Origin of the sequence: Psychrobacter immobilis (genome assembly GCF_904846185.1) — a bacterium.
Lineage (GTDB): Bacteria > Pseudomonadota > Gammaproteobacteria > Pseudomonadales > Moraxellaceae > Psychrobacter > Psychrobacter immobilis_B.
Genome location: NZ_CAJGZQ010000006.1, coordinates 44,361 through 63,443, shown reverse-complemented (window position 1 = coordinate 63,443; position 19,083 = coordinate 44,361). Strand labels below are relative to the sequence as shown.

Sequence of the window (19,083 nt, the reverse complement as noted above, 5' to 3'; positions counted from 1 at the left end):
AGGATGTAAAAAACACTTAATGCTGCGCCGTCCAATCAAGCATCGCATCTAGCACAGGTCTGGCTGTATAAGCGTTATGTGCTTGCTCACTATTGATGAGTCCAACCACGACATAATCCTGTCCCGACAATCCTTTGACATACCCTGCCATCGAGGTGACGTTGTTTAAGGTACCTGTTTTTATCCACGCACGACCAATGGCTGCTGATTCTGGTAGGCGTTCACTATGAGCGGTAATGGTGCCACTAACGCCAGCGATACCTAACGAGTTGACGTAAGCGTTAAAACTTGGATGGCTATAAGCATAAGTTAATAGCTCGCTTAGGTTTGCAGCTGTGATGGTACAGTCGCGGCAGAGTCCTGAACCATTGGTCAAATGCGGCGGCGGTGTGCTTAGATTGGTCTGCCACCATTGATTAATAGTCTGCAATGCGACAGGATAGCTCGTCGCAGTCGGCGTGCCAAATTGATACAAGCTATGTGAACCATTAATAGCTTTATCGAGCGTTTTATTATCAACTTTGTCATAAACACCAATCGATAGCGCCACTTGCTCAGTCATCACATTGTTTGAAAAGTGATTGATATCGTAAATCTGCTGCGTCAAATTCAATGATGGGTAGCTGACAATAGGCAGCGGTGATATAGGAAGTGCTGCTAAACCATGCGCTGATTTGGTGCTTTTCGTTGTAGTGTAGGGTGCTTCTTGAGTGATGACACTACCACTCAGCGTATTGCCTAGCTCTTGCCATTTTGCGGCAATAACGCGTGCGGCAAAATCTTTGGCATCAGGATAAGCCACATAAAAAGCATGCTCTTGGCAGCTGTTTGGCAAATGAGTATTTAACACCAATTGTTTTGCTTGCCATTCAGGTGCGAGACTATAACGCGCTTGTCCACAGGCCGCCGAACGCGTATTTATGATGCTGGGCAAAGCATAGTTTGCTAATTTTGGTGTATAAGTTAGATTTGCTTGGTCATCGTTTAACGGATAGCTTTTGATACCGATGGTACTAAAATTCACCAAAAAACCATCGGGACTGGCGTTATAAGGACGTAGTGGCGAGTTATCAAAGGCGGCAGGGTCTTTACTGACATTTTTAAAGACGCCGCTGTCAATGATAATATCACCGTCGATATGACGGATACCGGACGACTGTACTTTATAAAGGAGCTGTTCTAAACGCTCGTGGGTCATTTTTGGATCACCGCTGCCTTGAATAATCAAATCGCCATGCAGACGGTCACCGATGACAAGGCCTGTATGATAGACACGGGTATGCCAGACAAAATCAGCGCCTAGGGTGTCTAAAGCAATAAAGCTGGGAACGAGTTTCATGGTGCTGGCAGGCGTGCGAGCGATATCGGCTTGATGGTTCAGCAACGGCGAAAATGAAATTTTTATGGAGGCGTTATCAGTACTGATGTCATCAGTTTTATTGTTATTAGCATTGTTGTTAATGACAGCTGTTTTTGCCTTATCACCCAATATCGTTGGGATGCTTTCTAAGCTTTGATAAGTGTAAGGATCATCGGTGTAGGCATGCAGTTTTTTCTCATGCTTTTCAATGGTACGCTGCTCAATAGTAATCAGCGTACTCTGTTGGCGCACATGGTTATTACTGGTTTTGTCATTATTATTTTGCGTGGTTTTTTGAGAATTACTTGTTATATCAGCATTTATATTGGCAGTCGGTTTTGTCTGAAGAGCTGGTTTAGATGAGCGGTGTGTGCTGCTGCTATCAATAACCTGAATGGGAGCGGGCAGGTGACTGGCATTTTTATCACCGACTGGTGTGACGATAATACTAATATCAGCTTCTGTTAAATCGGCTCGTGATAATGCTGCTTCGATGGCTTTTGGTAGTGCTGCTTGTGCATGGATGGGCAATAGTGTCGCCGTTGCTAATAACGCCATGATAGGTACGTATTTAGCAGGCGGCTTCGACGGTCGCAGATAACGAGAAAAAGGGGATAATTTGGCAGTAAAAGCAGAGGAATGACGGAGTTTATAGGTGGGTCGCATGAGCATCTTTCATCAGGTGGCAAAAACAGCCTATGGTAACATGAGTTGCCGTTTTCGCGTAGATGGCAGGCGTAGATGAAAACCTGTTTTTATCTGAATTTGCAGAATGCGAACGCACGTTAGCGCACATGTAAAAATGCCATGGCGGTCATGATGGCATCGTTGTAAGCATCATGAGCGCCTAGATCGGGTATATTATAATGCGCTAAAATATTGGTCAGATGCTGCGCTTGGCTAGATAGTCCTTGGGTTTGACCACTCATGCGCCGACTATATAAATGGCGCAAATCGATGACTTCGTTGGGCAGTGCTGTGCCCATATAGCGTTTGACCAGAGGGTTTAAAAACGCTGTGTCTAAACTTGTACAAAACCCCACAATCGGCCGATTGCCTATAAACGGTAGTAGTAACGCTAGCATCTCATCGTAGCTCATACCATGCTCAACGTCGGCAGTACGCAGGCCATGAATCACAATGGTGTCACGGTCTGGCATCACAGGTGGTCTGCAGACGATATGCATGCCATTGCCCGTATCTATTGTATTGTCATTGATATGAATCGCGGCGACAGACAGTAAATGGTGATTTTTTGGATTGAGTCCGGTCATTTCGCAGTCAATCGCTACCCACTGCTTAGCCAAAGACTTGGTAAACATCGATGCCAACTCTGGACGCTGTAGCTGCGTTTTTTGCCAAGCGCAGGATAACTGTGTTAGCCAACTCATAGTTGTCGCTCATCCATTTATGCGATTGTTTTACTTATGCGAGCTCTAGTTGATAATGCTGACGTAGCTGATTTTTAAAGCTTTTAACAACGGCCAAACACTCTTTTAATAAGTCGCGCTCAAGCGCGGTCAAGGTCATTGGGTTGACTTGCCGTGCATGTTTATCATCGGTTGATAACGCGACTGATAGGCGCTGTGCCATAAAAAACTCCAAGGCTTCTAATAGAGTATCTGCGCGCTCTTGGGTCAAGGCGCGCGTTTGTACCAAAGCTTTAAGACGATTTTTACTACTGGGCAGCTCTAAGATATCGTTTTCTAACGCCAAGGTACGAATGCCATGAACCAGTGGAAAGATACCGGCTTTCTTTAGATCAATGTCTTCTGACCCAGATTTACCACCGAGCAAAGGCACGAACTTTTGCCACCACTGATTGACATCACCGAACTGTAGCGCGGCGCGCGCGAACTGGCGTACAAACATAGGGTCTGACTGCCTGTGGGCAACCTTTAAATGTTGACGCACCTGAGTCAATAATGACTCATCTCCGCAGACGTATTCGCCATCGAGTATGGCAGACAAATAAATACCATGCATGGGATCCGTATTTCTAAACCATAAACCAATCTGAGCATTAAACTGTTTTAGCGGCTGACGCCACATAGGGTTGGTCATCATGATATTACCATCGCACAGTGGATAACCGAGGTCTGCTAAATGCTGATTAAAAGTATCCGCAAATTGTGCCAGATCAGGGTGAGTATAGCCGTCACGTAAGATGAGCGCATTGTCTTGGTCGGTACGCATGATTTGCTCACCGCGCCCCTCGGAGCCCATCACAATCAGGCAGGTATTGTTCATGACCTCATCAGGCACGATAAGTTGCCAAAGCTTGGTAAATACCTGTGCATTTAAGGTCTGTACCATGCGGCTGATATTACCGATTTTGACACCGTTTTGATGTTGGGCGCGAATGTAACGACCGATAAGCTCGACGGCGGTATCCAAGCTTGATAAGTCTTTTGCTTGCTCGATTTGGATACTAATGAGCTGTGAATGATGACCAATATGCGCAAGCATATCGCTTTGTCCCAGTATACCGACGACATCTCCATTTTGATCCATCACTGGTAGCCGATGGATGCGATAGCGGGTCATGGTCAATAATGCATCGCCAATCTCATCACTGGCTTTGATGGTACGCAAGTTAAAATTAGCATAGCGCTGGCATGGAGTAGTGGCTGGATCTTGCTGGTCACTCACGGCGCGGCAAATGTCGGTATCGGTCAAAATGCCCAATAGATGACCAGTACCATATTGCATATCTCCCTCATGTTTTAGGTGGTCTAAAGGTTGCACCAGTACATGTTTTAGCCCCGCTTTCGTCATGATAGACGCGGCTTCGTACAAGCTGTTATTGGCGTTGACAATATGGACTGGCAATAGATTGACGTCAATGACGGGCTGCAACATGATTTGCTGCACTTCTTGTTGGTCATTGTAGCTGGCAGAGACTATGGATTTATTATTGCGGCGTTGCTGTAATGCCTTTAGCCGTTCGGGCAATTTGTCTGACAGCATTTGGCGCACTAGATGATTTTGGGCGCTGATTTTATCGACTGTGCTACCAGCGACTTGGAGCAGCAAGGTATCCTCAGCAGCTCGAAACTGATAGGTCTGCAGTGCTTCAGTATTAAGGCTATTTTCAGTCAATGATTCAGGCAGACGACGGCTGTCGAACCAGTCGTTATTATTGAGATGGTCGGAGTGATTACTACCCAAGTAAGAGACAACAAACTCACCATCAAGCAATTGCTCAATCTGCCCTTTAATGACCACATACAGATATTGCAACTCTTCGGCAGTTAGATTCTCATTTTTGGCAAGGTAGCGGATTTGGGTATTTTTTCTGATGCTTTGACGTTCAGCCAGACTCAATACGTCAAAGGGCGGCTGGGTAAAATCAAGATGGGGCATGGCATCATCCTTGATGGCATATTTGGTAAAAGATAATCGATGATAAAAGACACTTTACTATAGCATTATTAAAGCAAAAAACCTCTAATAACCACAGTAATATTGTGGCTATTAGAGGTTGCTGTTTTTTTTGAAAATTTTACGTATAAAGCGACTGCTTATGCGCCTAGTAATTTGCGAATACGGTTTATCGCTTCGCGGCTCTCATCAACACTCGCAACGAGCGCAATGCGCACATAGCCTTGCCCAGGGTTTTTGCCATCAATATCACGTGACAGATAGCGCCCTGCTAGTGCGTGAATATTGGCCTGCTCATACAGTGCTTTGACAAACCGCTCATCATCCCCATCGAACGGCTCAGGGACCTTTATCCAAAAGTAAAATCCAGCCTCAGGCATTCGTAACTCTAGTAGTTCACCAAGCTCAGACATCCACAAGGCAAACTTTTCTTGATACAGAGCGCGATTGTGTGCCACATGCTTTTCATCTTGCCATGCAGCGATCGAGGCGAGCTGATGTGGTATCGGCATCGCACAGCCTTGATAAGTACGATATTGCAGGTAAGCTTGTAAAATAGTGGCATCACCTGCCACAAACCCTGAGCGCAAACCAGGCAGATTTGAACGCTTAGATAAAGAGTGAAAGACAATACAGTTTTTGAAATCATGACGACCGAGGGCAGCGCAGGCTTGCAATAGTCCAATCGGCGCCGTATCAAAATACAGCTCGCTATAGCACTCGTCACTGGCAATAATAAAATCGTACTGATCTGACAGACGAATGAGATACTCCCAATCTTCCATCGTTATGACCGAGCCCGTTGGATTGTTCGGACTACACACAAACAGCAACTGCGTACGCGCCCAAACATCTTTTGGTACGGCGCGATGGTTACCTTTAAAGTCATCGTCCATTGTGCAAGGCACAAAATAAGGCTCGGCTTGCGCCAGTATCGCTGCACCCTCATATATTTGATAAAAAGGGTTGGGCATGACTATTGTAGGAGCAGTCATAGGAGAAACGGCAGATAATGGGTCAGAGACAGACAGCGGACTACTCTCTGTATCACTTACTTTATGATCCACGACTGCTTGTACCAGACTAAAAATAGCTTCGCGTGTGCCCATTACTGGCAATACTTGCGTGTTGGCATCGACATGGTTCAAAAAGAAGCGTTTTTCTAGCCAATGCGCGATGGTTTGGCGCAGCTCAAACATGCCATTAGTCGTTGGATAACGACTTATTTTGTCCAAATTTTCACGTAGTACGTCCAGCACGAACGCTGGTGGCTCATGTTTTGGTTCACCAATACCGAGCTTGATTTCACTGTAGTCATGGGCTGGCACACTGTTAGCAAGCAATGTTGCCATCTTTGCAAAAGGATAAGGATGCAGGTACGTTAAGTTGTGATTCATAAGTAGGGTAACTATAATAGACAATTAATAATAAAGTTATAAAGAAAAATTACATTTAAGCAGTGTAGCACTTCTCTTATTTTTTGTCTTTTACTTCTCATGCTCAAGCTGCTTAGCTATTTAACCATAAATTATAATAACTAATGAAGCCGTCACAGATTTAAAAATCCTAAAAAAAGCTTATCAATTGATAACTTATAACAATACAAAAAACTGCTGTCAGCCCTAATGATAGATTATGGTGAGGATAATTTGATATGCCTAGTATCTCAAAAACTAATGATCTTAACGCGACAGACATTCAAGATGAAAATTTTGATGATGCGCAACAGCGAGCCAAATTGTACGAGCTATTAAAACAGCGGGAGCAAAGCTGGTGGCAAGCTCGCCAGCAATTAATTAGCCATAAAGAACGAAAAATGTTTTGGTACGGTGAAAACAGCTTGATGATGTGGTTACTGTGGCAACTGGTCAGTTACGTGATCGTTGCGATGGTGCTGATGTTGCTTAGCAATCAGCTCGGTATTTTACTGCCCTTATGGCAATATATTGCTTTATTTGTTTTACAGACAGTGATTTTTGTGGCCATGCTCGCGTCCAAAAGTCGAATGGCAGACAGCTTGCAACGTAAAATCGATAAAGATGAGTTGATGCGTGAAGAGGCACTGAATGAGATGATTATCTTAGCAGAGGACAGCCTTTATCCCGATGTGCATGCCAAATCGCCTATTTCTCTAAGACAAATCTATGAGTGTTTTGGCAGAGATTTTCATTTAGCAAGTTTACATTGTTTGCTGCAAAAAGAGGTCAACGCTGGGCGCTTAATACTGACGCAAAAACAGATTGAAGCAGAGATTCTGCCACCAGATCTTGCGGATGATGAGCTCAATGAGCACGCTAGCGAAATGATATATAAAAGCACCTTATAAAAGGTGCTTTTGATATTAACGGGTTAAAAAATACAAAGCATGCCATCAATGAATGGATGATACACGCTGAGTATTTATCTTAGACTTATCTTGTAAGCCCATTTGTTCAATCACATTTGCTGTAAGCAGCAGGCTGCTCTCTTTGCATACTGAGACTTGCCATCAAGGCGGATCGTAGTGCGTCAAGTCTAGCAGCAGATAGCGGTTCATCATTTTGATCGCTGATATAAAACATATCTTCTGCACGTTCGCCCAAAGTGGTGATACGCGCCGCATGCACCTCAATTTTCTCCTGCAAAAACACCTGTCCTACTCTTGCCAATAGTCCCGGCTGATCAAGGGTTTCTAAGCTCATAATATGCTGATCAGAAGCCTCATTAAACTCAAAATTAATCACCGTGGTCACTTCAAAATGTCTGAGCTGACGCGGTATGCGCTTATTGGTAAGTTTCAGTAATGTCGGGTCTTTAAAAGCATTGATTAAGCGCTGTTTGAGCTCTTGTTGACTGTCCTCATCGACCAATAATGTGCCACTGGGATCGAGCAGTACATAGGAGTCCAAAGCAAAATCGCGGGTAGCAGTAATGATACGGGCGTCTAAAACATCCAAGTTCATTTGATCAAATACAGCCATGGTGACTGCAAACAGGTTCGTCTGATCTTGGGTATAAACAAAGACCTGTACCGCATCAAGGGCCAACTCACGATGCTCACGTAATACCACCAATGGCGGGCTATCTGCATTAGAAGCAAGACCAATCGGCGGATGGTTCAAAATGGCTTCGGTATGCCATAAGATGTCTTCAGGAATTTCTCTCAAGAAATATTCATCACCCAAATCATCCCATAGCCTCAAGACTTCATCGCGATTCATGTGTTGATTGTTGACACTATCGAGCATCGCTAAGGCTTGGGTACGTGTGGCACTGATCATATCTTGGCGATTAGTAGGTGCATCGATATCAGCGCGCAAAATGCGCCGAGTTTGTGAGTATAACTGTTTCATTAATGTGGCACGCCAGCTGTTCCACAACTGTGGATTGGTCGCATTCATATCCGCAACAGTGAGCACATATAAATGATTGAGGTGGGTGACATTACCGACTAAATTGGCAAAAATAGTGACCACTTCTGGATCTGAGATGTCTTTTTTCTGAGCAGTCATCGACATCAATAAGTGATAGCGAGTGAGCCAACCAACCAAGTTGGCATCCGCCAGACTCATACCATGCGCCAAACAAAATTCAGTCGACTCGGTTTGACCCAGCTCACTATGGTTGCCACCGCGACCTTTGGCAATATCATGAAACATGGCGGCCAGTACCAAGATTTCCTTGCGCTCGATACGCTGAAAGATAGAGCTAACCAGTGGGAAATCTTCATAAAATCGTGGGTCGGTGAAGCGATGCAAAATCCGAATTAAAAATAAGGTATGTGCATCAACCGTATAACGGTGAAATAAATCATATTGCATCAGACCCGTCACTTGGGCGAACGCAGGAATGTAGCTGCCTAAGACGCCGTAGCGATTCATGGCACGCAGGCGATGAAACAGATAATTCTGCTCTTTTAAATTGGCTAAGAAGAGCGCTTGGTGAGCGGGGTTATCACGGTAGACTTGATCGATGCCACGCGCGGCGATTTTTAGCGCACGCAAGGTATGAGTGCGCACGTTTTTGATACCGTACTGACCCATCAGTAAAAACATCTCTAGGATAGCATCAGGATGCTGGGCAAAAACCCGATGATGCGCCATGGCGATTTGGTCACCAACTTGGTTAAAGCGCGCATTGATTGGCTGCTTTTTTGGACGCTCATCATCAGGTAACTGCGGCTCTATAATCGTCTCGTAGTAGTGATTGGTCAGCATCTCAGACAGCGTCGATATCTGCATGGCACAGCGATAATAGTCGCGCATAAAACGCTCGACGGCGGCATTTGGCTGATCGTCTGGCTGCGTCTCATAACCCATTAACTGGGCAATTTCACGCTGATAATCAAACAGCAGCTTGTTTTCGTTGCGACCAGTCAATACATGCAGATAATGACGTATTTGCCATAAATAACCTTCTGCAAAATTCAGCTCATCGAACTCTTTTTCAGTCAAAAAGTTTTGTTGTACTAAGTCATACAGCTTACCCACTCGAAAATAGCGTTTGGTTACCCAGCCGATGATATGAATGTCGCGTAGACCACCAGGGGCGGTTTTTATATTGGGTTCAAGGTTGTACTCGGTGGCATTGTGCTGTAAGTATCGCGCTTTAGCTTCTGCGATTTTTACTTCAAAAAACTCACGTGGCGACCACTGTTTATTGACAATTTGAACGGGCACATCCTGTAAAGCCTCATTACCAATTAATAGCCGAGCTTCTAGCTGTGCACTGGCAATGGTGTGATCGAGCGACGCCTCTAAAGCGTCATTAACACTACGTACCGAGAGAGCAGGCTCTAATCCGATATCCCACAATAGCGCCACCAACCGATCTATTTTCCCACTGGCATCAGCACCAATCTCATCAGGGGAGAGCAATAAAATGTCGATGTCTGAATAAAGCGACAGCTCGCCGCGACCATAACCGCCTGTGGCAAATAAAGCCAAATCTGTTTTATCCAGCTCAAACCAGTTGAACAAGGCAATCAGCAATTCGTCGATCGCACCAGAGCGTGCCGCCACCAATTGACGAATATTGACACCGCGTTCAAGTGCACGGTTAATATCTTGATTAATTTGAGTCAACCAGTGAGGAATACCCAGTAGCGACTTTTCAGTGACAGGGGTGTCCGCTAGCAGTGACGCGTTTGTCGCTATATCCTTTGATAATAGAGGTAAAGGTGTCAGATCGATAGAAGCGACATCACAAGTAAACATGAGTGTTATCCCGTTAAGAGTTTAAAAATAAAACGTTTCAGCTGAAAAGCGTAGAATCACCAGTGTGCTGGTAGCTGATAAAAGCCACAAATATAAGTTACCAATATAATTTATTAAGTCATCAGAGTATAAAGATAAAAAGCGGGTGAGCACAATACTCAATATGACCTAATTATTGGCCAAAAAAAAGACCGCCTAGGCGATCTTTTTTGATATTACTGGGTCAAAAAACTTAAATCTTCTTCAGGGCGAGTGGTAAACACCTCACAGCCATTATCGGTCACGACCATCGTATGCTCCCACTGTGCTGACAGCTTACGGTCTTTAGTAATCGCCGTCCATTCATCAGGCAAAATCTTGGTTTGCCATGTACCTTGGTTAATCATCGGCTCGATGGTAAAGGTCATGCCTGTTTTTAGCTCAAAGCCTGTACCTTTTTTGCCATAGTGCATGACTTGCGGCTCATGGTGAAACTCATTGCTAATGCCGTGACCACAGAACTCGCGGACGATACTGAAACGTTCAGGTTCGACCACTGCTTGGATAGCAGCACCGACATCACCAAGACGCGCACCGTTTTTGACGACACTCATACCAGCATATAGGGCGTCTTGTGCCACTTTGCAGATACGCTGTGCCATGATAGAGCCGTTACCAACGATCCACATTTTTGAGGTATCGCCATAGTAACCATCTTTTATCACGGTCACATCGATATTGATGATGTCACCATCTTTGAGTAGCTTGTTTTCGGCTGGAATACCATGACAAACCACATGGTTAATCGAGGTGCAAATTGATTTTGGGAAGCCATTATAGTTAAGCGGTGCAGGAATAGCCTGTTGCACATTAACGATATAGTCATGGGCGATTTGGTTAAGTGCCTCGGTACTGATGCCAACTCGAACGTGCTCATCGAGCATGACAAGGACATCACTGGCAAGTTTACCGGCCACGCGCATTTTTTCTATGGCTTCTGGGGACTGGATAAGGGATTTTTTAGTCATCATTATATTACTTATAGTTATGGAATTAATGGCTTGAATTATAACATAAATGAAGACGCCGCTGTTTTACGTTAAGTGATAGTGAACCTATCATTATTATTGATAATAATTGCTTTACAGCGAAGTAAGGGCAGTTGTGACCCTATAGTCACGATAATATATTCATATTTTGACAATTTAGTTGAATGTTACAGAAGATATAAGTAATGTAATTTTGCATGCTAAAGGAATTAGCAGCAATCTTTGCCGATATTATGAGGTAAAGATAATCAAAATTAATGATAACAAGGACGTTATTATGACGCTAAAATCTTCTCTAGCTTCGGCTTTCACGCCTAGCGCATTTCTCCCCTCACTTGGTGTTATCAGTGCCGGTGTACTTTTAATGGCTCTACAAACCACCTCGGCTCAAGCTGCTGGTCAATACTATAATTGCGCCAATTCAACCGGATGTAAGCTGGTCAGCAACAAATATTGGACGTCAAATCATACTGATACAAAATACCCAATTGTTATGGCACATGGTCTTGGCGGCTTCACTAACTTGTTTGGGGTTATCGATTACTTCAATGGCATTCCTCAAGAGTTGATGAAAGGCGGCTCAGAGGTATATACCACCAAAACGTCAGCCGTCAATAACAGTGAGATTCGCGGAGAGCAACTGCTACAACAAGTCAAAACCATCACTGCCATTTCAGGTGAGCCTAAAGTCAATTTATTTGGACATAGTCAAGGCGGTATAGATATTCGCTATGTCGCTGGCGTCGCGCCAAAATATGTCGCATCAGTTACGGCAGTATCAAGCCCAGAACAAGGTTCAAAAACGGCAGATTTTGTCAAAAACACCCTTGAGCCAAACAACACCACAGGGAATCCATCCAACGTCACAACACAGCTAGTCTCAGGCGTGTTCAATTTGATTGGTGGCTTTACAGACGTTGGTTCAGGTATCAGTTTTAAAGAGATACAAGAGCAAGATGGCTGGCAAGCGCTCGTGGCTTTATCAACTGATGGTGCTGCTAAGTTCAATGCCAAATTTCCCGCGGCAATGCCAAAAAACTATTGTGGTCAGCCGACCAGTACTGCTGTCAATGGCATTAAATACTATTCGTTCAGCGGGGTTGGGCAGATAACAAGCGCACTGGATCCTAGTGATTATTTATTGGCAGCAACGAGCGTACCGTTTGCAGGCGAGTCTAATGATGGGTTGGTGTCTGCTTGCTCAAGTCGTCTTGGTTATGTGATTCGGGATAATTATAGAATGAACCATTTGGATTCAGCCGATCAAGTATTGGGTCTAACGGCATGGGGCGATTCTGAACCAAAATCCATCTACCGTACTCAGGTCAATCGTCTTAAAAACGCTAACCTTTAATAATGTAAGCTTTTAATAACATACGCTTTTAAAAACATACGCTTTTAAAAACATAAGCCTTTAAGCTGATTTGTAAAAAGAACCCTCATTTATGTCGAATAATCGCCGCCCAGCCTATCTACCAATAGTTATAATCGCCGTGGTTAGCATAGCCATAACGGCGGCGGTGATTATGTGGTTCAAACCTGATAATACACGTATGGCTACAGCGCAACCAGTATCCAGTGCTCTCGCTAGTGAGGCTGATGCTACTCTATCAACTGCGCTGGATAATGGCCAAGTAGTGCAAACAACTACCGCCCAAAACCAGTCTCTATTTGTCACTGGATTGGAGCGTTTGCCGCGCTCATTACAAGGCACGCAAATTGACGGCGAAATCATCATTGATGAAAATAAGCAGTTGGTCGTCACTGAAGGTCTACGGCGTTTATTCGATTATTTTTTGTCGGCGCTGGGTGAAGAAGATGAAGCGGTTATTTATGCCCGTGTTGAAAGCTATATTCGTCACCACACGCCAGAGCCAGCCGCTAGTCAAGCGGTCACTATATTTGACCAATATATTACCTATCTTAAAGCCATTTCTGAAATAGAAGAACGTTATGGCAATCTGCAATTACAAGCGGCAAAAAGCGGTGAGCTGGATCTAAATGTCGTCGCTCAGCAAAAGCAAGATGTAGCCAAGTTGCGTCAGCAGTATTTTACTAAAGAAACCATTATCGCCTTCTTTGGTGCAGAAGAGGAGTATGATAATTATAGTATGGAGATGGTCAGAATTAACCAAAACCAGCAGCTAAACGATGTGCAAAAAGAGGCAACGCGGCAGAACTATATAAGCCGTATGCCGGATAATGCGCTCAAAGCCGGTATCACCCAGCAAGCCAACCTGAACGAGCTGATGAATCGCACAAAACAGATGCAAGCAAAAGGGGCAACGGCTCAGGAATTGTATAACATGCGTCGTGATCTGGTAGGTGCTCCAGCCGCCACACGCCTCGCGCAAGTCGATGCAGAAGATGCTAACTTTGCTCAACGTTTCGACCAATATCAAGCCCAAAAACAGCGCTTATTAAGTCAAAGTGCAGATAAAACGCAAGCACAAACCCAAATCAATCAAATCGAACAGCAGCTATTTAGTGAGGCTGAACGCAAACGTTTGGTAGGCTATGCTGCTTTGCAACAACAGAACCTCGCCAATCTAGAGTAATGCCTAGCATAAATGAGTAAAACGGTAATTTTAACGAGAAACTGTCGGTTTTCAGGGTATATTCAAGAAGTTATAGAAAAAGTGTTAGCAGTTAATGTACTGTCTAACAATAGAGGTTAGCAAAAAGACTATAGAGCGCAACAAATAACAGGGTAATCATACACTCAATCTATAATGACAGTTAAGCTCCAGTTGTGCATAATGACCGCATTGTTGAGAGTAATGAATAAAACAGTAAATTAATCATAATAAAAACGAATGTTTAGGATAAGAGCTATTTCTTATTTTAAAAAAACCACTAGAGGAGCTTATATGAAAAACATGACTAAAATGATGATGGCAGCAACGCTTGCGGTAGGTACATTGGCTGCTGGTTGCCAAACCACCTCTAGCGTAACAGCGCCAGTGACTCAACCAATTAATTCTAATACGCTACAAGCATATGATTGGCAGCTCGTTGACGCAAAACGCAGCAATGGCGATAAAGTTAGCCAATTGTTCTTTGATCCAGCGAAGCCATTAACGCTAAAGTTCTTCAAAGATAGCGGTAGTGACCGTGTGACCTTTATGAACACCTGTAATAACATGGGCGCTGACTACAAGGTTGTGAATGGCAATGTCGTATTAGGCAACGTTTTATCTACTATGATGGCATGCCCTGAGCCACAAGCAAGTTTTGATACTGCGACTTTAGCGACCGTACAAGGTAAATATAGCATCAGTAAAAATGCCAATAACACCCCTATTTTGACCATTACCAATAGCAATCAAGTTGCCCATTTCAAAGCCGTTTCTAAATAATTCAATCATTACAGATAGTTTTTAAATAGTATTTGCTAAAAGCAATGTTCTATAAAAGTAATGTTCTATAAAAGTAATGTTCTATAAAAGTAATGTTCTATAAAAGTAATGTTCTATAAAAGTAATGTTCTATAAAAGTAATGTTCTATAAAAGTAATGTTCTATAAAAGTTAGATGTAGTTTTAAAAGTACCTCACTATCTAGTGGGGTATTTTTTTGTCCAAAATTTGGCATGGTTTACGCTACACTGTCATTTGCTATTAAGTAAAGTATGTCGGCTAAAATGCCTTAGTGCGCTCAATCTTTTAGCCTTAATTGTTAAGATTCTCAGTACGCAATAATCAACACTTTATTGGACGTTATTTTATGTCAAAAATGCTTGTATCAAAATCATCCGTCAATATACGAATGATAAGTAATATCACCGCACTAACGACTTTTATTCTGTTGACGGGGTGTCAGACCTTGCCTAGTACGATGTCTAAAACGATGTCTAAAACGATGCAAGCACCTGCTAAACATATGAGTGCGAGCAATCCACTAACGGCGCGAATGTCAGCGATAGATCGGCAAGGGCGCATTGCCTATGTCGAGGAGCAAGGCATCGGAGCTGCAAAGATATCGACGCTTTATAGCATTCGTCCTGATGGTAGTGATCGTCAGTTAATCGATCAGCTTAATGGTTATATTTATGCGCCAGCGTGGTCAGCTGATGGGCAACTGCTGGCATATAGTAAACAAGCGCCGCGCCAGCATCCTAAGATTTATATCTATGATCGCAAAAGCAACATCCGCAACCTTGTGGTAAATGCTGAAGGCAGCAATATGTCAGCGTCGTTCTCACCTGATGGTCAAAAACTCCTATATAGCTCAACTGTCGGTGGCAATGCTGATATCTATGAGATACGTCTCAGCGATGGCAATACTCGGCAACTGACGACATTATCAAGTACAGAAGTACAGCCAAGCTATGCGTCTGATGGCAAAAGCTTTGTCTATACTAGTGATAAGGTCCGTGCTGGACGCCCAAGCATATATCGCTATGACTTTGCCACTGGCAATGCGACGCCTATGCCGACTAGTGGCTATGTCGCGAGTCCTCAACTCAGTGCAGACGGTCAGCAGTTAGCGTATCTCAACGGTCGTAAGGCCGCCGTTATGACCCTGAGTACTGGGCAAATCACCAATCTAGCAGAGACTGGACTTGATGAACCAGCGCGTCTGTCACCATCTGCACAGTATGCTATTTATCCGACAAAGCTTTCACAAGTGGGTGGTCAAAATGGCGGCAGCTTGGTCATTCACTCATTATCTGGTAATACAAGCTATGCCATTGGCAGTAAGATGGGCGGAGTCGTGCGCTCGCCGATATGGGGACGCTAAAGGCAAAACCTATGTATTATGTAATGGAATGTATATATAATCCTTGATAAAGCAACATAAGTTGATTTAAAAAATGTAAACTTGGCAGCATTAATTTGAGTGAGCATCATCCACATAATACCAATTTGCATAACCAAGTCATTGAGCTAATAGATTGGGTGAGCAAAAGGAGAATACGCGCAATGCAGGAAGCTTTTTTAGTCTTTATCACTAAAATCAGTTTATATCCCACGATTATTTTTACGGGGCTTGTGATGTTCGTCACCTTATATTGGACAGTATCTCTACTCGGTATGGCAGATATGGATAGCGTAGACCTTGGTGAGTCAGGCGGTGATGCTGATGTCTCTACCTCATCATCGACTGGTTTTTTTACCGGTCTCATGCTCAAGTTTGGTCTTTACGGTGTCCCTTTAATCATCATACTAAGCTTAATTAGCTTGATCGGTTGGTTGCTTAGCTATTTATATACCAGCTTTTTACACCAATATTTCGATTCTGGCGTTCTGTATTATTTATTCGGTACAGGGGCACTCATTTTCGTATTGGTCGTATCCATGTGGTTGACAGGTATTATTATTTCGCCGATTCGCAAAAATATCGCCAAAATTCCCAAACGTAATTCGTCTAATAATGTGGGTAAGATCGCTGTTGTGCGTACGCTTAGTGTCACAGATAAACATGGCGAAGCAGAGCTAAATGATGGCGGTGCAGGATTGATACTCAAAATTCGTTCAGACAGCAATGATGGGTTGCTAAAACAAGGCGATAGAGTGATGTTGGTCGAGTATTTAAAGGATGCCAATACCTACCGAGTTGTTGTCGTGGAAGATAAAAAAATATTGTAAAAGTATGAATAAAATTGTGCATTTTTAGAAGTAACATAAATATTTTTAAATTTGGTGATAGTCGGTTCAAGGTAATTCAGATATATCGAAGGCGAATGACAGGGCTATAAAGCACACGTGCTATATACAGTGCCATAAATAGTAGAGTTAGCAGGCGTGATAGCGTATCTGATTTATATAGAATTGATTATGGAATGTTTTAATTAAAGGAATGGATATGGACACACTCATTATCGTCGGCGTGGTTGTAATGCTGGCGTTTGTTTTTATGATGGTCGCACTATTGATGCTCAAGGCCTTTTACTTTAAGGTCGAGCAGGGCAAAGCACTCATTATTAACGGTGTGAGTAAAATTGCCGTACGTTTTGATGGTGGTTTTGTTTGGCCAGTCATCAACAAAAAAGAATTGATGCGCATATCGCTCATCACGTTAGAAGTGGACAGACGCGGTAAAGAAGGTTTGATTTGCGCAGACAACATGCGTGCTGATATCACCGTGGCATTTTATTTACGCGTCAATGAAACCGAAGAAGATGTGCTAAAAGTCGCCAAATCGGTTGGGGTTGAGCGTGCATCAGATAAAGTCGCTGTCAACGAGCTATTTAATGCCAAGTTCTCAGAAGCCTTAAAAACAGTTGGTAAGCAGATTGATTTCGTCAAATTGTTTGAAAATCGCAGCGAGTTTCGTGACAGCATCGTTCAAGAAATCGGTAACGATCTGAACGGCTATGTCTTAGAAGATGTGGCGATTGATTACTTAGAACAAACGCCAAAATCTTCATTAGACTCAAGTAATATCTTAGATGCTGAAGGTATCAAAAAGATTACGCAATTAACGGCCTTTCAGAACGTCATCACCAATGAGCTTGAGCGTGATGAAGAGCTGGCAGTTAAGAAAAAGAATGTCGAAACCAGAGAGGCGATGCTAGAGCTTGAGCGTCAACAAGCTGATGCCGAAGCCAAACAGCAACGTGAAATCTCGTCAGTGATTGCACGTGAGACTGCTGAAACTCGCAAGATTGAAGAAGAAGAGCGTAAAAAATCTGAAACGGCTGTTATCTCGGTTGAGCAGGATTTGGCCATTCAGCGTGAGAATCAGCAGCGTGAAATCGAAGTAGCAGGTCAAAATCGTCTGCGTGCGGTCGTCATCGAAGAAGAAAAAGTCACGCGTGCGCGTGATTTAGAAATTGTCTCTCGTGAGCGTGAAGTTGATCTGCAACGTATCGAAGCTGAACGCGCGATTGAGCTTGAGAAAAAAGAAATTGCCAACGTCATTCGTGAACGTATCGCAGTGGACAAAACTGTTGCGCAAGAAGAAGAGCGTATCAAAGAAGTCCGCGAAATTAGCGAAGCTGAGCGTTCTAAGCAAACACGTGTGCTAGCAGCAGAAGCCGATGCGGAAGAAATCAAAGTACGTCAGGTGAAAAAAGCCGAAGCAGAAGAGCTGTCTGCCAAGCACAAAGCCGTCGAAATCACCACGCTTGCCGCTGCTAATCTTGAAGCATCCGCTAAAGATTCAGAAGCCAAAATTAAAATGGCCGAAGGTATCAAGGCAGAAGAGTCGGCGCATGGCTTCGCTGAAGCGGCTATCCAAGAAGTCAAAGCGGCGTCTTTGGAAAAAGAAGGCATTGCGAAAGCCAATGTTATCAAAGCGACTGGACAAGCTGAAGCGCAATCAGATCGTGAAAAAGGTATGGCAGATGCTGAGGTTATCGCGGCTCGCGGTGAATCTACCGCCAGAGCTGAGCGTGAAAAAGGCATGGCAGATGCTCAAGTCATCGCGGCTCGCGGTGAGTCAAATGCCAAAGCAGAACGTGAAGTTGGATTGGCAAAAGCCGAAGTTACTCGTGCACATTTCCAAGCCGAAGCAGATGGTCTGGTCGAGAAATTCAATGCCATGGGTAGCATGAGCAAAGAGGCACGTGAGCACGAAGAATTCCGCATGAGCCTTGAGACAGCATTGCAAGAAGCATTGGCATCAATCGATGCTGGTAAAGAAATTGCGAAAGAAAATGCTGAAGTATTGGCAGTGGCGTTACAGAAAGCCAAAATCGATATTGTTGGCGGCGAAGCGCATTTCTTTGATAACTTTGCCAAGTCATTGTCTATCGGTAAAGCCATCGATGGCCTAGCAGGTAAGTCAGATACATTGAGCGGTATCATCAATGGTGTGATGGCCAGTCAAGCCATGAAATCAAACCAAAAAAATGATGATAAAACGACTTATTAATAGGGTCTAAATGTCTAGGGCGAGTCCTCAATTCAATCGATAGTTATCTAAATAGGTTGAAAATGGCTAAATCTTGCCAAACAGCGTCAAATAGCTGACTAATATCTCGATATTATCTGCGCTATTTTCCTTGTTTGACTGCAATTTATCTCATTTTTATCACCATTTTTAAAATGAGGACACGCCCTAGCCTTAATGAGCAAATATTAGTGAGTAAGTTTTTATCTAACAGTATGAATGAGTAATATTTTCTAAAATAAAAAATCTGTCGTGTAGGCGGCAGATTTTTTTGGCTA

General features: G+C 43.6%; 13 protein-coding genes. 7 read left to right on the top strand and 6 right to left on the bottom strand.

Annotation, left to right across the window (positions count from 1 at the left end):
- Positions 1–16: 16 nt before the first annotated feature.
- The 4 genes from dacB to dapC all read right to left on the bottom strand — a co-directional run bounded on the left by dacB (position 17) and on the right by dapC (position 6,141).
- Positions 17–2,026, bottom strand: a complete 2,010-nt coding sequence (gene dacB, locus JMW94_RS04590; RefSeq protein ID WP_227685414.1) for a D-alanyl-D-alanine carboxypeptidase/D-alanyl-D-alanine-endopeptidase — start codon at positions 2,024–2,026, stop codon at positions 17–19.
- Positions 2,027–2,145: 119 nt separating this feature from the next.
- Positions 2,146–2,751 carry a 3'-5' exonuclease gene (locus JMW94_RS04585; RefSeq protein ID WP_201601981.1) on the bottom strand — a complete coding sequence of 202 codons (606 nt, stop codon included), beginning with the start codon at positions 2,749–2,751 and terminating at the stop codon, positions 2,146–2,148.
- Between the two features lie 34 nt (positions 2,752–2,785).
- A complete protein-coding gene (locus JMW94_RS04580) occupies positions 2,786–4,726 on the bottom strand; it encodes a DUF294 nucleotidyltransferase-like domain-containing protein (protein WP_201601978.1) in 1,941 nt (646 codons plus the stop codon).
- Between the two features lie 158 nt (positions 4,727–4,884).
- Complete coding sequence (dapC, locus tag JMW94_RS04575; RefSeq protein ID WP_201601964.1) at positions 4,885–6,141, bottom strand: succinyldiaminopimelate transaminase; 1,257 nt, start codon at positions 6,139–6,141, stop codon at positions 4,885–4,887.
- Between the two features lie 257 nt (positions 6,142–6,398).
- Here dapC and JMW94_RS04570 point away from each other — a divergent pair, with 257 nt between their 5' ends.
- Entirely contained in the window at positions 6,399–7,070 is a 672-nt protein-coding gene (locus tag JMW94_RS04570; RefSeq protein WP_201601956.1) for a hypothetical protein, read from the top strand.
- A gap of 106 nt (positions 7,071–7,176) precedes the next feature.
- On the opposite strand, the gene glnD is transcribed toward JMW94_RS04570, so the two are convergent.
- The gene (gene glnD / locus JMW94_RS04565; protein ID WP_201601953.1) at positions 7,177–9,939 is read right to left on the bottom strand and encodes a [protein-PII] uridylyltransferase; all 2,763 of its coding nucleotides are present in this window, start codon (positions 9,937–9,939) and stop codon (positions 7,177–7,179) included.
- A 215-nt stretch (positions 9,940–10,154) separates the two neighbouring features.
- Positions 10,155–10,946 (bottom strand): type I methionyl aminopeptidase, encoded by a 792-nt coding sequence (gene map, locus JMW94_RS04560; protein WP_372815769.1) that lies wholly within the window; start codon positions 10,944–10,946, stop codon positions 10,155–10,157.
- Between the two features lie 298 nt (positions 10,947–11,244).
- Between map and JMW94_RS04555 the strand changes: the two genes are divergently transcribed.
- From JMW94_RS04555 to JMW94_RS04530, 6 genes are all read left to right on the top strand, one after another.
- A complete protein-coding gene (locus JMW94_RS04555) occupies positions 11,245–12,321 on the top strand; it encodes an esterase/lipase family protein (protein WP_201601950.1) in 1,077 nt (358 codons plus the stop codon).
- A 91-nt stretch (positions 12,322–12,412) separates the two neighbouring features.
- The gene (locus JMW94_RS04550) at positions 12,413–13,525 is read left to right on the top strand and encodes a lipase secretion chaperone (protein ID WP_201601947.1); all 1,113 of its coding nucleotides are present in this window, start codon (positions 12,413–12,415) and stop codon (positions 13,523–13,525) included.
- 312 nt (positions 13,526–13,837) lie between these two features.
- Positions 13,838–14,326 carry an META domain-containing protein gene (locus JMW94_RS04545; RefSeq protein WP_201601945.1) on the top strand — a complete coding sequence of 163 codons (489 nt, stop codon included), beginning with the start codon at positions 13,838–13,840 and terminating at the stop codon, positions 14,324–14,326.
- Between the two features lie 366 nt (positions 14,327–14,692).
- Positions 14,693–15,709, top strand: a complete 1,017-nt coding sequence (locus tag JMW94_RS04540) for a PD40 domain-containing protein (protein WP_201601930.1) — start codon at positions 14,693–14,695, stop codon at positions 15,707–15,709.
- A gap of 182 nt (positions 15,710–15,891) precedes the next feature.
- Positions 15,892–16,557 carry an OB-fold-containig protein gene (locus tag JMW94_RS04535; protein WP_201601927.1) on the top strand — a complete coding sequence of 222 codons (666 nt, stop codon included), beginning with the start codon at positions 15,892–15,894 and terminating at the stop codon, positions 16,555–16,557.
- Positions 16,558–16,774: 217 nt separating this feature from the next.
- Complete coding sequence (locus JMW94_RS04530) at positions 16,775–18,787, top strand: flotillin family protein (protein ID WP_201601924.1); 2,013 nt, start codon at positions 16,775–16,777, stop codon at positions 18,785–18,787.
- Positions 18,788–19,083 lie beyond the last annotated feature (296 nt).

Bases quoted from the DNA above. Each gene is read 5' to 3' on its own strand.
- dacB (WP_227685414.1), bottom strand. From the start codon at position 2,026: ATGCGACCCACCTATAAACTCCGTCATTCCTCTGCTTTTACTGCCAAA.
- JMW94_RS04585 (WP_201601981.1), bottom strand. From the start codon at position 2,751: ATGAGTTGGCTAACACAGTTATCCTGCGCTTGGCAAAAAACGCAGCTA.
- JMW94_RS04580 (WP_201601978.1), bottom strand. From the start codon at position 4,726: ATGCCCCATCTTGATTTTACCCAGCCGCCCTTTGACGTATTGAGTCTG.
- dapC (WP_201601964.1), bottom strand. From the start codon at position 6,141: ATGAATCACAACTTAACGTACCTGCATCCTTATCCTTTTGCAAAGATG.
- JMW94_RS04570 (WP_201601956.1), top strand. From the start codon at position 6,399: ATGCCTAGTATCTCAAAAACTAATGATCTTAACGCGACAGACATTCAA.
- glnD (WP_201601953.1), bottom strand. From the start codon at position 9,939: ATGTTTACTTGTGATGTCGCTTCTATCGATCTGACACCTTTACCTCTA.
- map (WP_372815769.1), bottom strand. From the start codon at position 10,946: ATGACTAAAAAATCCCTTATCCAGTCCCCAGAAGCCATAGAAAAAATG.
- JMW94_RS04555 (WP_201601950.1), top strand. From the start codon at position 11,245: ATGACGCTAAAATCTTCTCTAGCTTCGGCTTTCACGCCTAGCGCATTT.
- JMW94_RS04550 (WP_201601947.1), top strand. From the start codon at position 12,413: ATGTCGAATAATCGCCGCCCAGCCTATCTACCAATAGTTATAATCGCC.
- JMW94_RS04545 (WP_201601945.1), top strand. From the start codon at position 13,838: ATGAAAAACATGACTAAAATGATGATGGCAGCAACGCTTGCGGTAGGT.
- JMW94_RS04540 (WP_201601930.1), top strand. From the start codon at position 14,693: ATGTCAAAAATGCTTGTATCAAAATCATCCGTCAATATACGAATGATA.
- JMW94_RS04535 (WP_201601927.1), top strand. From the start codon at position 15,892: ATGCAGGAAGCTTTTTTAGTCTTTATCACTAAAATCAGTTTATATCCC.
- JMW94_RS04530 (WP_201601924.1), top strand. From the start codon at position 16,775: ATGGACACACTCATTATCGTCGGCGTGGTTGTAATGCTGGCGTTTGTT.